The 13290-nt window shown below is 53.9% G+C and carries 21 protein-coding genes; 6 read left to right on the top strand and 15 right to left on the bottom strand.

What is annotated here, in order from left to right:
• Positions 1 to 2 precede the first annotated feature (2 nt).
• A complete protein-coding gene (locus tag WFN61_RS09875) occupies positions 3 to 209 on the bottom strand; it encodes a hypothetical protein (protein WP_337038624.1) in 207 nt (68 codons plus the stop codon).
• 986 nt (positions 210 to 1195) lie between these two features.
• Here WFN61_RS09875 and WFN61_RS09870 point away from each other — a divergent pair.
• On the top strand, positions 1196 to 1648 hold the full coding sequence (locus WFN61_RS09870) for a hypothetical protein (RefSeq protein WP_337038623.1): 453 nt from the start codon (positions 1196 to 1198) through the stop codon (positions 1646 to 1648).
• A gap of 106 nt (positions 1649 to 1754) precedes the next feature.
• Complete coding sequence (locus WFN61_RS09865) at positions 1755 to 2486, top strand: hypothetical protein (RefSeq protein ID WP_337038622.1); 732 nt, start codon at positions 1755 to 1757, stop codon at positions 2484 to 2486.
• On the opposite strand, the gene WFN61_RS09860 is transcribed toward WFN61_RS09865, so the two are convergent.
• The 14 genes from WFN61_RS09860 to WFN61_RS09795 form a co-directional block, all read right to left on the bottom strand.
• Positions 2483 to 3964, bottom strand: coding sequence for a terminase (locus tag WFN61_RS09860; RefSeq protein ID WP_337038621.1), 1482 nt, complete (start codon positions 3962 to 3964; stop codon positions 2483 to 2485). The two genes, WFN61_RS09865 and WFN61_RS09860, sit on opposite strands and share 4 nt — an antisense overlap.
• Positions 3961 to 4635 (bottom strand): terminase small subunit, encoded by a 675-nt coding sequence (locus tag WFN61_RS09855; protein WP_337038744.1) that lies wholly within the window; start codon positions 4633 to 4635, stop codon positions 3961 to 3963. The genes WFN61_RS09860 and WFN61_RS09855 overlap by 4 nt, the downstream gene beginning before the upstream one ends.
• 23 nt (positions 4636 to 4658) lie before the next feature.
• On the bottom strand, positions 4659 to 4997 hold the full coding sequence (locus WFN61_RS09850) for a hypothetical protein (protein WP_337038620.1): 339 nt from the start codon (positions 4995 to 4997) through the stop codon (positions 4659 to 4661).
• Positions 4990 to 5160, bottom strand: coding sequence for a GhoT/OrtT family toxin (locus tag WFN61_RS09845; protein ID WP_337038619.1), 171 nt, complete (start codon positions 5158 to 5160; stop codon positions 4990 to 4992). The genes WFN61_RS09850 and WFN61_RS09845 overlap by 8 nt, the downstream gene beginning before the upstream one ends.
• Entirely contained in the window at positions 5160 to 5510 is a 351-nt protein-coding gene (locus WFN61_RS09840; RefSeq protein WP_337038618.1) for a DUF551 domain-containing protein, read from the bottom strand. The genes WFN61_RS09845 and WFN61_RS09840 overlap by 1 nt, the downstream gene beginning before the upstream one ends.
• Complete coding sequence (locus tag WFN61_RS09835) at positions 5507 to 6106, bottom strand: hypothetical protein (RefSeq protein ID WP_337038617.1); 600 nt, start codon at positions 6104 to 6106, stop codon at positions 5507 to 5509. Before WFN61_RS09835 ends, WFN61_RS09840 begins: the two co-directional genes overlap by 4 nt.
• A complete protein-coding gene (locus WFN61_RS09830; RefSeq protein WP_337038616.1) occupies positions 6103 to 6486 on the bottom strand; it encodes an SAM-dependent methyltransferase in 384 nt (127 codons plus the stop codon). The genes WFN61_RS09835 and WFN61_RS09830 overlap by 4 nt, the downstream gene beginning before the upstream one ends.
• Positions 6483 to 7166: a hypothetical protein gene (locus WFN61_RS09825; RefSeq protein ID WP_337038615.1), complete on the bottom strand. Its 684-nt coding sequence runs from the start codon at positions 7164 to 7166 to the stop codon at positions 6483 to 6485. The genes WFN61_RS09830 and WFN61_RS09825 overlap by 4 nt, the downstream gene beginning before the upstream one ends.
• On the bottom strand, positions 7159 to 7779 hold the full coding sequence (locus tag WFN61_RS09820; RefSeq protein ID WP_337038614.1) for a hypothetical protein: 621 nt from the start codon (positions 7777 to 7779) through the stop codon (positions 7159 to 7161). The genes WFN61_RS09825 and WFN61_RS09820 overlap by 8 nt, the downstream gene beginning before the upstream one ends.
• 61 nt (positions 7780 to 7840) lie before the next feature.
• Positions 7841 to 8185 carry a DUF1064 domain-containing protein gene (locus WFN61_RS09815; protein ID WP_337038613.1) on the bottom strand — a complete coding sequence of 115 codons (345 nt, stop codon included), beginning with the start codon at positions 8183 to 8185 and terminating at the stop codon, positions 7841 to 7843.
• A 99-nt stretch (positions 8186 to 8284) separates the two neighbouring features.
• Complete coding sequence (locus tag WFN61_RS09810) at positions 8285 to 9118, bottom strand: DnaT-like ssDNA-binding domain-containing protein (protein ID WP_337038612.1); 834 nt, start codon at positions 9116 to 9118, stop codon at positions 8285 to 8287.
• On the bottom strand, positions 9118 to 10287 hold the full coding sequence (locus tag WFN61_RS09805) for a DNA cytosine methyltransferase (RefSeq protein WP_337038611.1): 1170 nt from the start codon (positions 10285 to 10287) through the stop codon (positions 9118 to 9120). Before WFN61_RS09805 ends, WFN61_RS09810 begins: the two co-directional genes overlap by 1 nt.
• The gene (locus tag WFN61_RS09800) at positions 10284 to 10478 is read right to left on the bottom strand and encodes a hypothetical protein (RefSeq protein WP_337038610.1); all 195 of its coding nucleotides are present in this window, start codon (positions 10476 to 10478) and stop codon (positions 10284 to 10286) included. Before WFN61_RS09800 ends, WFN61_RS09805 begins: the two co-directional genes overlap by 4 nt.
• A gap of 139 nt (positions 10479 to 10617) precedes the next feature.
• On the bottom strand, positions 10618 to 10848 hold the full coding sequence (locus WFN61_RS09795; RefSeq protein WP_337038609.1) for a hypothetical protein: 231 nt from the start codon (positions 10846 to 10848) through the stop codon (positions 10618 to 10620).
• Between the two features lie 153 nt (positions 10849 to 11001).
• Between WFN61_RS09795 and WFN61_RS09790 the strand changes: the two genes are divergently transcribed.
• From WFN61_RS09790 to WFN61_RS09775, 4 genes are all read left to right on the top strand, one after another.
• Entirely contained in the window at positions 11002 to 11592 is a 591-nt protein-coding gene (locus WFN61_RS09790) for a helix-turn-helix transcriptional regulator (RefSeq protein ID WP_337038608.1), read from the top strand.
• Positions 11593 to 11798: 206 nt separating this feature from the next.
• Positions 11799 to 11945, top strand: coding sequence for a hypothetical protein (locus WFN61_RS09785; RefSeq protein ID WP_165570648.1), 147 nt, complete (start codon positions 11799 to 11801; stop codon positions 11943 to 11945).
• Positions 11946 to 12086: 141 nt separating this feature from the next.
• Complete coding sequence (locus WFN61_RS09780; protein ID WP_337038607.1) at positions 12087 to 12392, top strand: hypothetical protein; 306 nt, start codon at positions 12087 to 12089, stop codon at positions 12390 to 12392.
• Entirely contained in the window at positions 12389 to 13288 is a 900-nt protein-coding gene (locus WFN61_RS09775; protein WP_337038606.1) for a YqaJ viral recombinase family nuclease, read from the top strand. The genes WFN61_RS09780 and WFN61_RS09775 overlap by 4 nt, the downstream gene beginning before the upstream one ends.
• Positions 13289 to 13290: the final 2 nt, after the last annotated feature.

The following is a 13290-nucleotide window of genomic DNA, read 5'->3' as shown; positions in this document are numbered from 1 at the left end:
CGTTACTGACCGAGCAGGGTCTTGCCGCTGGTATTAGCGGTGGATGTGTCACCCTGCGCACCGGTCAGCAGCGTGGAGCGCTGGCCTGATGCAGCGCGGCGGCGGCGGGTTTCCTCGTCGCGGGCGTCAACAACAGCGGCGTCCTGCTCCTGCGGGGCGGCCTGTATTTCCGGGGCGGCGGGAGCTTTTGGGGTCTTGGCAACGCACATAGAACAACTCCGACGGGATTAAATTATTACCAATTTAACCACATAAGAATTATTTAGCGTAGGGTATTGACAGTCAGCGCCTCAATTATTACCTTTTAGGTAAATAAAACACGCATCAACGAATGACTCTTAAGCCGGGTCGTTAAATGCAAACGGCGGTGCGTGGTTTATTTCGGTGCATGGCACATGTGCCGATAGCGGTCTTTCAGGTTCCCTTAGTTTTCATGCCCTGACAGGTAGCCGGAATGTGCAAGCCAGGCAAGCACGAAAGGCGATCCACCATCGCGGCGGTACGGTGTGACACCTCGGAAGAGACGAGGGCATAACCAAAAGAGCGCTGGCATGCAAAAAACATCTCGCAGCCGTTGCAGTACCAAAAGCCAGGATGGAACGGCAGAACGCGGTAGTGCTCTTTTTGTTGTGGTGAATGGCGGGGCTGACCGTCAAACGGTTGAGAAAAGATAAGCAGGCGAAACGTTCTAAGCGAGCATAAGGACTGATCGAACGCGGATGGAACGGGCGGTTACGATATTGAAACACCGCGCCACTGAGCCGGAGATCAGCACCGGACATCACAACCCAATCCAGAGTCGTGTGGATAGGATCAGCTTTCGGGCGTAACTCCTACATAAAAACGGCGAGCGATGTCCTGAGCTCATAAGTGACGTTAAAGAGCCGAGGCCGGATGCGTGAGTTCCGGCACATAACAGGAAAGAGCATTGAGGGGCGCATTTACCCCGAGCCGCTGTGCTGTCAGCCAGTGCTCTTTCCGTTGTGGTAACTGCGGCTATGCGCGCGTGACGAGCCAAACCCGTCCAGATGAATACGTTTCCGGGCAGTGTACGTCGCTGGAATTGGCTAATACCAGCAGGTGGAGGCACCACCGCCACAACCCAATCACGTAGGGCCGTGATGCTGTGTAGTACCCCGTAATCATTGCTTCCAGTTTCGCCCGGTTCGCCGGGCATTTTTTTAAGGTGATCCGAATGAAAACAGTTGAGATCCTGGCGAAGTATTTGCCCGAGTGGCCGCGGCGTTATGCGCGAATTGTGCAGGGCGGAGAATCCTCTTTCTACGGCGTGCTGGTAGGCGACGAGCTTGCTCATGTAAAGATCGATTCTATTAGTCTGTCTGGGCTTGTTTTGGCGGACGATTACGGCACCAGCGTAACCCGTGAGGAGTGGGAAGGCTGGCGCTACAAGCACCTTGCTACACAGGGTTGTCAGGTGGCTTTAGGTGAGGACAAGATCAAAGCAGCCTCGGTCAAAGCGGATGATTTAGAGCACTCAGTGATCGCCGAAGCTCGCTACCAGGAGAAGCTCGTCTCTTTGCGCGAGTGCCTTGTGACGACCGTAAGCCGGGAGGGCAGCATCAGCAGAATTGAATCTGAAGGCATCGCCGATGCTGTCAGCGCAGCATTCGATAAAATTAAAATGTAGTTCCGTGACATGTCACGATAGCCCGCTGCGTGCGGGCTTTTTTTGTACTTAGTGACTAAGAATTACCTTATAGGTAAAATAAGGCAAAACCTAAAAGGATCTGGTCATGCTGGAATCACTTAAAGAATATGTTTCTTCGACCATCAATACCGCATCACAAAGGGTAAGCAACCCAGTCTTTGGAGCTTTCGCTCTCTCTTGGTGTGCTTTCAACTGGAAGTCAATTCTGTATCTCTTCCTCAGCGACACTAAAATAGCCGACAAGATCGATTACATTTCAGCTCACAGCAGCTGGAAAACGGTAGCTCTTTATCCGTGCCTGTCAGTAGCAGTTCTATGCGGCTGCCTACCTTGGATTAACAATGTTATTTCAGCGTGGCAAGCTAAGCCACTGGACAATAATGATTCCATTGAAAACCACCGCAAAGCTAAGCAGATTATCCGCTCTACGCGCTTACGACGCCTTGAGGCCAAAAGAGACGTCACTTATGAAAAAGTAAGAACTGGCGATGAAATAAACATTCAGCAGATGAAGGAGCAGATCGCTCAATCCCAGGAGCGAATGGGTGAAATTACCGCCGAAAAAGATATGGCAGTCAACCAATTTATAGAGCTCTCTAAAAAGTTTGAGCAACTAAAGGAAAGAGCCGAGAGGTTCAAAGCCGAAGCAAATCATTTTAAAGAGCTAAGCGAAAGCCAATCAGCTGATATAAAGGAACTTTCTTACAAAATAGAAGATTTACAACAGATTAATGATGAAAGGTTAAAGGCGATGTACAGCGCAAACAATGAGCACAAAGAACTTCGTGACATCATTCTTGGGCAGCAAAAAAATTAAGCATACGGATCGTAGTCTGTGATCGCCCTTCCCTGCTGGCCCTGCTGCTGCCCGGGAATGTACTGCTTCTTCACTACCGGGAAAGCGTAGGTCAGCACATAGGCGTCGGCGTTGTTAGGCGAACGGCCCAACGTCTCTTTAACCTCCTCCTTGTCCTGCAAAATCTTCCGGCTGTCCTTGAGCCTTACCTTGTACTCCGGCGCGCTCAGCTCGTCGGCTAAGTCTTGGCTGTCCAGTTGAGCGCCAAGCTTCAGCGCGTCGCGGGCTGATTTGTACATCTCGCCACGCTTATTCGCCATCTCGGGATCTGATGTGCCACCACCGAACTGAATCAGCGTCCAGTTTCTCCCCCAGTTATCGCCGACAGATTTAAGCCCCGTGCCATAGCCGTAGTCGATGAATACCGCGTCAGCCTGGTACTGGTCTTCGAAGTCAGCGATCACCTTAGCAAACCATACATCGTCAGTGGTGCGCGGCCACTCGCCAAGCTTCTTGCAGTGCAGTCCCTGCCGCAGGTAGATAACCGCCGGGTCTTTACCCTGGTGAGACGGATCGACACCGAGGACAACAGCGGCATGCTGCACCTGCGCTGGCGTGATAACCCGGACAACAGCCGGCTGCGTCAGGCCGGACGGAATAAACTGGTTCTCCGACGCATCCGGGAAGATCCCCCGCACACGCACCTTAACAAAATCGCTATCCTCGCCGTAGTCCTCAACCCATTTCTGGAGCTGCTCTTTGTTCGTGCCTTCCACGGTGCGACTGTCTATCTGCTTGGCCTTCCAGCGGTGCCGGTACTTGCGGAAACATTCGCGGAATCGCCCGGTGTTTCGCGTCGGGTTACCGAACGCCACCCAGATAATCTCCGTGTCCTCATCGGTCAGCGCCCCCTCTGCTACCTCCCACACCAGATCCGCGATATTGGACGCCTCATCGAACACGACGATGATACGCTTACGCTCGTTATGCAGACCTGCAAACGCTTCGGTATTGTGCTCAGACCACGGGATAGCATCCGCGCGCCAGCGCTTGTCATGGCCCGGATCGTTGCTGTACATCGCCGTCGCGGTGGTGGTGAACCAGTCTTTGGTGATGGACAGATTCGACCACTTGATGATTTCCGGCCAGGTCTTGGTGCGCAGCTGGTTGTCGGTGTTGGCGGTCACCACCACCTTGCAGTCCTCGCAGGTGTCCATCCCCCACTTAATGAGCATCGATATGAATGCCGATTTGCCGATCCCGTGCCCTGATGCGCGGGCTATCAGACAAGGCTCATGGCGTGTAGCCGGGTTTCGCAGGTGCTGTCCTATCTCGTCGAATCCCTCAGCCTGCCATGTGCGCGGGCCGCTGGCGTGCGACAACTCTGTACCCTCCTCACCCCAGGGGAACGCGTATAGCGCATAACCCAGCGGATCGTGAGTGAATCCGGCGATATCCTCAACGAGTTGCTCTTCCGGTGACATGGTTGCGGCTGTCACTGGTCACCACCACGCTCTTTGACGCGCTTGCGGGCGGCGGCCATACGGTCGGCAATGGTCACCGTGCCGGACACCTCCACGCGCTCTTTGAACGCGTTCACGTCGACGTGCTTACCGATTAGCTCCAGGTTCTTGACCTTGTCCGGCCACTTTATCGACTTCAGTACGCCGATAATCTTTTTCTCGTCGCCCTTTCCCTCGAACAGCTCGGCCACCTTCACACCTGACAGGAACTGACGCCACGCCTTCGGCCACGAGCTCAGCGGCTTTAAGCTCAGGTCATCATCCATGATGTCGGCCAGGTCAAGCTCGTCGATCTCCTTCAGCCTCATGAGCACATAGTCAGCCGAGATGCGTGATCGCTTGTTGCGCTGCTCCATCAGCTCGGCGATACGTTTCTGGATGCGTTCATCCCGCATCATCCCGCAGGCCTTGGCAGCTGCCGTGTTGGGCGAGAATCCTGCGTCAATGGCCGCCTGCCGCTGATTTTCTGGCATCTTAATGTATGACTGGCAGTAAGCCTCCTGCATGTCCGTAAGAGGCTTAAACTGCGTTGATTTGCGCTTGTGAGTTTTGGGCGTCGCGGCCATTGTTACCACCATAGTAATAATTACCAATATGGTAATACTATCACGCAAAATAAAGCCGCCATAGTCGGCGGCTACTGTGATAGCTCAAAGTAAATCGTGACATGTCACACCGTTAACTTCAGGGCGTGCCACCCGCCGGTCACCCAGCACTGCGAATCACCCTGGCACGGGCAGCTGTCTACCGGCAGCCTGTCGCCGCACTTGCCGCACTGGCTGGACTCCAGTATCTCCACCTGCTCTTTCAGGCGGGCATCATCCTGGCGTATCAGCAGCGTGATGTACTCGTTCAGGTCGTAAGGCTCGCGCCCGGGACGACGGGCGGCGCAGTTACGCGCCACCATGTCCAGCTCCTGCTGATCAAGCACCAGCTCCATCTTGCGGCCACCGGAAGCGGCCTGGCGGGCACGCTGCGCTGCTTTGCGTTCTGCTGGGGATTTAGGCATCGTCTTCCACCTTTAATTTTGGAACTTGTAGCAACGGCCAGAACACTGCGCAAATAACGGTGTTTATGGCGCGGTAAAGCAACCGATTATTACGCTGAAGTTGCCAGTGGAAAGGTACACACGCCAACACGCCGCCAATGTAAAAATCGAGCAGCACTTCCATCACCCCTCCTTGCCCGGCGCTGCTGGTAGCAGCATCCAGTGGGTTATCTCACTGCTCTGGAACTGTGCCTGTAATTCACTCTTGATAAACCATACAGGGCCTTGTCGCTTGCTTTCGCTCCACCACCCCCAATAGTTACCGTCCACTTCCGGTAACCGCTCGCTGCACTTGATCCAACCCTCCGTAATCACCGGAGAGTTCGACTGAGGCGCGGCATACTCCATGGCCTCGACAAAGAGGCACTGTATTTTGGCAAGCAGCTGGACGTCGCCGCCGATGTGCTCCTGCCTGGTCAGCGCCATCACCTGCCGCGCCAGGGTCAGCGCTTTGCTGTCGTGTGAGTAGGTCATGACTGCCCCTCTTTGCTTGCTGGTTGCTTGATTTCATCGCTCGCACCCTCGCCATTGCTGGCCTGAATGCTTGCTGGTTGCTTGAGCATGGCGGCGCGGCAGAATGCAATGCCATCTCGCGCACGGTGCCATGCCTCGTGGTCGCGGTCAGAAATACGCAGCACTTCTTCCATTGCTGCCAGCATCTCATCCGGCACCGCGACGGCCTGCGCTGGCGGGGCTGGTTGTAGCGCATACTGCCAACGAAGAACATGGTTCGAATCAAGCCTACGCCCATCACTCATCTGTATTGCTACACCTGACTCCCGCGTATCCACTGCGGAACCGTAACCAACAAACTTACCCGTCTCGTCCCAAACTATGAGTTTTGCTCCCGGCACTGGACGAGATACTGGATATTTTGTCGCTTTCCAGGCTGGCTCTACCGGCACAGCCGTTTCCCGCTCTTTGCGCAGCGCCAGAAGCTCCCCTGTCGCATTGAACACATCGTCAATAATTCGGCCCAACTGATCGCTCAGTGGAATCTCGTTATCGAAAATAAATTTGTTCAGACGCGCTGAGATATTCAAAACTTCTTCATTGCTGAGTGTGTTCACTGTTGTTCCCCTGTCTCAAGAGTGATGCCAGCTGCGGGTTTAACAAAAATAATCCAGTGGGTTTTGTCACCTTTGCCAGTGCGCTGCCATATCACCGGCTTAACGTCGGTAAGCGCTATGACCTGGCTAACCGGGATCTGCGTTTCGTTCCATTTAAAGATGAGTACGCCGTGTGGCCGCAGCACGCGGAAAGCCTCATCTGCAAACGGCAGCGCGCGGAAATCGGCGATCACGTCCGGGCTGATTACCAGATGGCGGCCATCGCAAAGCTTGTGCTCTTCGGCGCGGATATCGCTGAACAGGGCGCGGGGATCCTCTTTATCGAACCAGAACATGCGGCTGCCGCAGCACATGTCGAGGATGGTTGCGGTATCTGTCACGCTGCACCCCCATCAACCCGGCGGAACTCGATCACCCACACCCACGGGTTGCTTTCCCAGCTCTCTTCGCCGTAGATGGATGACCACAGCCAGGAAAATACCTCTCTCGCATCATGGCTCGCACCACCGAAATATTGATCGCCCTGATTGATACAGTAGCGACCGCTGGCAGGTAACCTAACCAAACCCTCCCGTGCAGCGTCATTTTGGCTGATTGACTGAAGGCGCTGGACTCCCACATTTGTAATCTCCAGCGTGATACGGCTGGCCCAGCGCGGCATGTGGATACTGGGCGTCCATTTTTGAGACGGCTGTTTAGTGCATGACGCCACCGGCACGGTGCGCGTAGACTCCGTGAAGCTGTTGCGCTCGCTAGCCTTGTACATCAGGCGGGCAACGTCAGTAGCACACCCCATAACGCGGAACGCTTCCCGCACCCACAGGCGATCACCTACTTCACCGAAGGGGCAACGCACGCGGATGGGCTGCTTAAGCAGTGGTGATTTGCCAATAGCCCAACATGCTTTGCCTTCATCTTTGGCACTGGTGCTGCTTAAGACCCATCCGTGGAAATCGTGAGTGGTCGGAACGCCGTTTACTACCCGGCGCGTCTGCGTTTTCCTGCCGTCTAGGATGGCGCCCACCATCTCTGCGTTAAAAATCATGCCGCGCTCAGCCATGATTAGCCTCCCCGGCGCGCAGCTTGGCGGCGAAGTACTCAGCTGCTTCTTTAGCGTGCGTCCAATAGCCTGCGTGAACCTTTAGAGAGCAAGACGAAGCTTTATCCGATGCAGCTTTCGCAAACATCTCCACCCCTTTAGCCATCTGCTCGCGAAGGAAGGAGTCCGTGGCGGGGGTTTCTTCCTTGATGATTTCCTGAGCACGTGGATGGTTGATGCTTGCGCGCATCTGATGAGTTGCCCATGCATCGATGTCGTCGACCTCATCTGGGAACTCGAATCCCGGACCGGCGATAGTTCCGTAAAGCCATTCCTGAGCAGCCTTCTTGTTGCCATTATCCAGATACATAATTGCCGCCTGAATACCGATCAGATATTTATGAAGCACCCATGCATTCGACAGTTCACTGGCAGCTCTCGGCAGCAGATATGCATTCTCAGCCGCCAGTGCATCGCACTGCTTCGACTTCTCGCGCAGCACTATCGCAGTGATATCCAGTTGCGCGGTCAGGCGCTGCACCAGGGACGCGGCATCGTGCATGCCATGCTGAGTGCCCAGCAGCACGACCAGCTCATGTCCGGCCTTGACTAACTCTTTAGTTTTGCTTTCCATCATTACCCCTTTTTACCCGTATAAGTTGTTGATTTAACTGATATCAAAAAGGATCTTCATTTCAGAACTCTTCGACCTTCCAGCCTCCCCCGGCCTTTTTCGTCTGTCTGGTGACACCGATGATGCGAAACGGGTACTGGTCGGCGGCGACTTTGGTTTTTACCCTGGCGTCATCAGTCCAGAAGCCTTTCACCTCGTGCAGCTCCATCTCGCCGGTGGCACGCATGACCGCGAAGTCAGGCGTGTAGAACGTGTTATCAGCCAGGCGCAACTTGATGCCTTCAAACCGGTACCATGCGATCAGCCCGGCGTGCTTCATGCTCTCAAGCGAGGCGGCGTACTCTGCCTCGGTCTTGTTCATCTGTCCGGCCTTGAGACGCCCAAGAGCCTGAATGCCTTTTTTCATACTTACCTCACTGGTAATAATTACCTTTCAGGTAACAATTTGCAAGTAAAAAAATGCGCTTCCGCGCTCGTTTAGCCAGATTCGGTCTGGTTGTTACCGTCAGCCGCTGAAGCCGAAAGGGATCTCGTTATCAGGTTCCGACACTGCCATGATATCCCGGCGTTCCGGTTTGACTGTTTTCGACCTTACCGTTTTAACGCTCTGTACGAGCTTCTGCTGCCATTGCGAATGATGGTAGGCCTTACCCTCGGCTTGCCAGTAAGAAACGAACTGAGCCAGCTCCTGCTTCGTTATTTCGCCTGTCAGAGTTACACCCCACAGCGCAGCCTGCCGGAGGATGTCCGGATCCGGTTTCCATCCATCGTGCATTGTGAACTTTCCGATTGCTCCTTGGCCCCCTGGTGGGACATATCCATCAAGCACCGAATTGTTCGCGCCGGGATCGTGCTCTTCGCTCTGCTGCCCGATATCCAAATTAGACTTATCCACAAACGGAATTTCTTCACGCGCAGAGAGAGTATTTTCCTTTCCCTGTTCCTTTCCATTCCCTTCCCTTCCAGGTGGTAGCTCTCCCGTATCGCTACCGTACTCATACAGTACAGTGCATAAGTCTTTGATTACGCTTCTCTTTGCCTTGTTTATGACCTGATGCTTAGAAAAGTTATTCACAAGCCCGTAGATCTTGCTGTCAGGACCGGAAAAAAGGGTGATATACCTGACGCTGGACAACTCCCGTAGTAGTACCGGAATGCTACCGGACTGTTCCCGAATTGGGAAAATAGCCGCCTTGATCAGCTTGGGGTTGGCATTAAAAAACCCTTCATCGTCGGCATAATTCAGAAGGCCAATAGCCAGAAGGCATGCTGCCTCTGATACCTCTGACAAATCTTCATCTGTCCAGAACTCAGGCTTGATAGTGCGGATGCGGGCCATCAAAGCACCTCCATATAAGCGCGAATGAATGCGGCGGCAGCGTAGACGTTTATGGCGTTGCCGTAGCCTCTGAGCCTGCCGACGCGGTTACGGCCTGCCAGTGCTCGTGGTGAGGACTTACCGTGTCCCATTCCTTTGGGAAACCCATCAACCAGCGGGAATGTGCCGGGTTCAACTGGACGCCATTTTCCGTCCCGACAAAAGAGCCAGTCTGCATCACGCCAAAAACCGTTAACCTCAAGGGGCCGCAGATGTAAGCCTGCCTCGGTAACTGATCCAGCCTGTCCCGTCCTTCCCGCTGTGCAGTCATGCCCGCTGTATCCTTCCAGTCGCGGGTGGTTGGTGTTGTCCATCCAGTGAGCAGCACTGTTCCCGGTAGTTTGAGGCATATCTTCGGCGATCCGTCCGGGTTGCGTCCGCTGTAGCAATGTGTCGAACCGGTCGAGTCCATTGCTATTGGCGTCTGCCAGCCGGCTAATTTCACTGCCCCGGCGATGTTCTGTAACCCCCTTGGCGTTTCCGGCTGAGGATTCACATTGCAGGTGGGTGTAGGCCAGTGTGCCAGTACCGCAAAATCCTGTAGATTCGGCTGACGTCCTGCTTCCTTTCTCGCCATGATCTTGAGCCAGTCCTGATAGCAATTTTTCTCGTTGCTCGCTAAGGGACTCGGCCACCCAGTAAGCTCGTTCCCGGATGTGCGGCGCACCGATGCCCGCTGACGTAAACGGGACAAGCCCGAAGGCGTAGCCCATTCCTTCCAGGTCTGACTGTACAAGGTCGAACCAGACGTTTGCGTTACCAGCTGCAACCTGCTCGCCAAAGACCGCGACAGGCTTTCGCTCGCCGATGAGCCAGGCAAAATCTGGCCAGAGATGGCGCGCGTCATCAAACCCATCGCCTTTGCCTGCCGAGGAGAAAGGCTGGCACGGGCAGGAGCCAGTCCAGACTGGTTTATCGTCTGGCCATCCGGCAACACGGAGGGCATGAGACCATCCGCCGATCCCGGCGAAAAAGTGGCACTGGGTAAATCCTCGCAGGTCGTCAGGTGCGACATCTTCAATACTCCTTTCGTCAACTTCACCCGGCGCTATGTGACCGCCGGCGATTAGATTTCGCAGCCATTGAGCCGCGTATGGGTCCAGCTCGTTGTAATACGCTGCGGGCTTCATGCTGCCCCCTGGGCTGCCCTGAGCGCTTCAGCGAACTTGTTGCGGTGTTTGTTAGCGCTTTCCAGAGCACACTGGACACACGTTCCGTTATGCACGTAACGCGGAGAGCGGTGGCCATTCAGGCACGGCTTACCGGTGTTGTATTTGTTCAGGCCTTCTTTGGCGGCCTGCATACGGGTGATGATTTTCACGTTGGCGACCTCACTTTTTGCTATTGATATCGGCTATTTTCGACTCAGAGCGAAAAAAGATCAACCATAAATGGATATTTATTACCGTAGAGGTACGAATAGGTATGAAAAGACCGCCCGGAGGCGGTCAGAGGGGAGATCAGGAGTAGAAGAAGGTGACCAGCTCGGGCTTGTTCTTAACCCACTTACGGGAGCGGGATGCCCTGAAAAGCCCGTCCATCACGCGTTTGCCGGGCATCTTGCGCCTGCCGGTCAGGTGCGTCTGGATGTAGTGGGCGGTGGTTCCGGCCTCCACTGCGAACTGCTCACGCTCATCCGGTGTGAGTGCCAGCCAGGCCTTTTTAAAATCAAACTGTGCGTTCTCGCTCATAGCTATTGCCTGATATTTATTTCAGATAATAAATATTCACCCAATTGGTAATAAAAATCAAGGAATGTTACCCGAGAGGTTCATTTACCTCTGGGGTAAATGCGCGATAATGACGATCATCAAATCATTCATATAAGAGAAATTTTTCCGGCAATGAAAAGCATCCATGATATTCGTCGCGATAACCTGAAAGACCTGATCGACCGTGATTTTAACGGCGTGCAGTCTCGCCTGGCGGAAAAAATGGGAACTGAGCCTAACCTGGTCAGCCGCTGGACGTCGGGAAAGAAGAACATCGGTGATGCGGCGGCGCGCAAGGTCGAAGCAGCCGGCAACAAGCCGCGCAACTGGCTGGACGTTGATCACTATCTGGCGCTGCAGGCTGACGTGCGCGACTCTATCGACACGTCAGAGATCGGCCTGGTGGCTGCGCACAATCTAAAGCTGTGGATGAGCCAGAACCGGGAGCTGTCATCACAGCAGCGCGTTGCGGATGCGTCCGGCGTCAGCCAGGCAAGTATTAACCGCATGCTGCGTAATGAGGTGAGCATCACCATCGCCAACCTGGAAGCCATCGCCCGGGCGTTCGGCCGCCGCGCCTACGAAATGCTGATCCCGCCTGGTGATGCAACCGTCATCAACTATGACCGCCCGCGCTACGCATTGTTACCTGAAGGCGAGAAGGCGAAGATCGAAAGCTATGTTGATTTTGTGATAGTTCAGAGCGCAAGAACCACTAACTAACTCCTTATAAATCAATATTAAGCCCGCCATGCGCGGGTTTTTTTGTGCCTGCAATATTACCTTTCGGGTAATTTTTTATGTTCATACCTATTGACTACCAATCACATATGGATAATTATTACCTCACTGGTAACGCGTAGTGTCCTGGTGACGGGGCTTCTCACGGAACCAATTATTACCAAATTGGTAAACATGAGGATCAAAACATGCAGTGGCGAATCATTAATGGCTGGCACTGTGTAACCCTCTCCGGGCTGATGAGTTGGAAGTTCCGCTCCCTCGGCGAAGCAGTCACCTGGGCTTTCACTACCAAAGAAGCCCGCAGTGTGGATGCACAGTGGAAACCAGAGTAACCGCACTGTGGCGCGGTCAGCAGTACACGGTCACAAAGCTGGCGTGCGGCTATCTCTGGCGCATGTCATCAACAACAAACCCGCGTAACGGTCAGACGCTGAATTATGACCAGATGATTAAAGCGGGACTACCAACGGGGTATGAAGATGAAAGTTCAACAGCAAATGAAACTCCAGGCTCTGATGCCAATTTTTGAACGCGATTACCATCTGGCCGAGCAGTTGCACGATCGCCAGGTCGAGCTGCAGGAAACTCTCAAAACCGAGTACATCCTGCCCGCGTTCGAAAACCTTCTGCGTGCCGGTGTCCGCAAGGAGATCCTCGAAGTCGCTATGGAGAGCGTTGAGTTTGAAGAAACCCTGGGCGCGTTCATCAGCGAACTGACCGGCATCATCGGACGCTGGGAAATGGCCGACAAGCTGGACGGCGAGAGGAACGCAGCGTGATGCAAAACGTTGGCCAGCTTAATCGCGAGAAATATATCGGCGGCAGTGATGTCGCCGGGATCCTCGGCATCAGTCCTTGGCGGACTCCTTTAGAAGTTTATCTCGACAAGATTCAGCCTCGTCAAAAGCCGATCGATTTGAACAAGCAGAAGGTTTTCACCCGCGGACAGCGCATGGAGCCATACGTTATCGATCTGCTGGCTGAAGAGACAGGACTGGAGATCATCCATCGAGGTAACCGTTACATCCACCGCGACTACGGCTTTATCGCTGCGGAAATCGATGCAGAGGCTGCCAGCGGTGAAAACATCGAGATTAAAACTGTCAGCCCATTCAAGGCTAAGGAGTGGGGTGAGGTGCAAACGGATGAAATCCCGGTGCACTACACCGCTCAGGCCATGCACGGAATGATGGTGACAGATAAGCAGGTATGTGTGTTCGGCGTTCTCATCGGTGGTGATGACTTCCGTATCTACCGGGTCGAGCGTGACGAAGAAACCATACAGGCCATCCTGGAAAAAGAAATCGCCTTCTGGGATCGCGTCGTAAACCTTAATCCACCAGATGCAACTAGCGTCAGTGACATCTACATGATGTTCGATAAGGACGCCGGAACCAGCATTGAGGCTGATGGAAAGGCATTAACGCTCTTTAACGATCTGCGTGACATGAAATCACGCTTCAAAGAACTGGAAGAAGAAATCACTGTATCGGAAGAGAAGCTGAAGCTCTACATGCAAGAGCACTCAATCCTGACACTCGATGGTAAGCCGATCTGCACATGGAAAACACAGGTCAGTAATAGATTCGATCAGCAGTCCTTTCAGGTAGCACACCCAGGACTGTTCGAGAAATTTAAAACTGCGTCTAAATCGCGCGTATTCAGATTGAAGTAAGG

The sequence above is a fragment of the Pseudescherichia sp. AS216 genome (assembly GCF_037152055.1).
GTDB lineage: Bacteria > Pseudomonadota > Gammaproteobacteria > Enterobacterales > Enterobacteriaceae > Pseudescherichia.
This window is presented reverse-complemented; position numbering and strand designations above follow the sequence as displayed.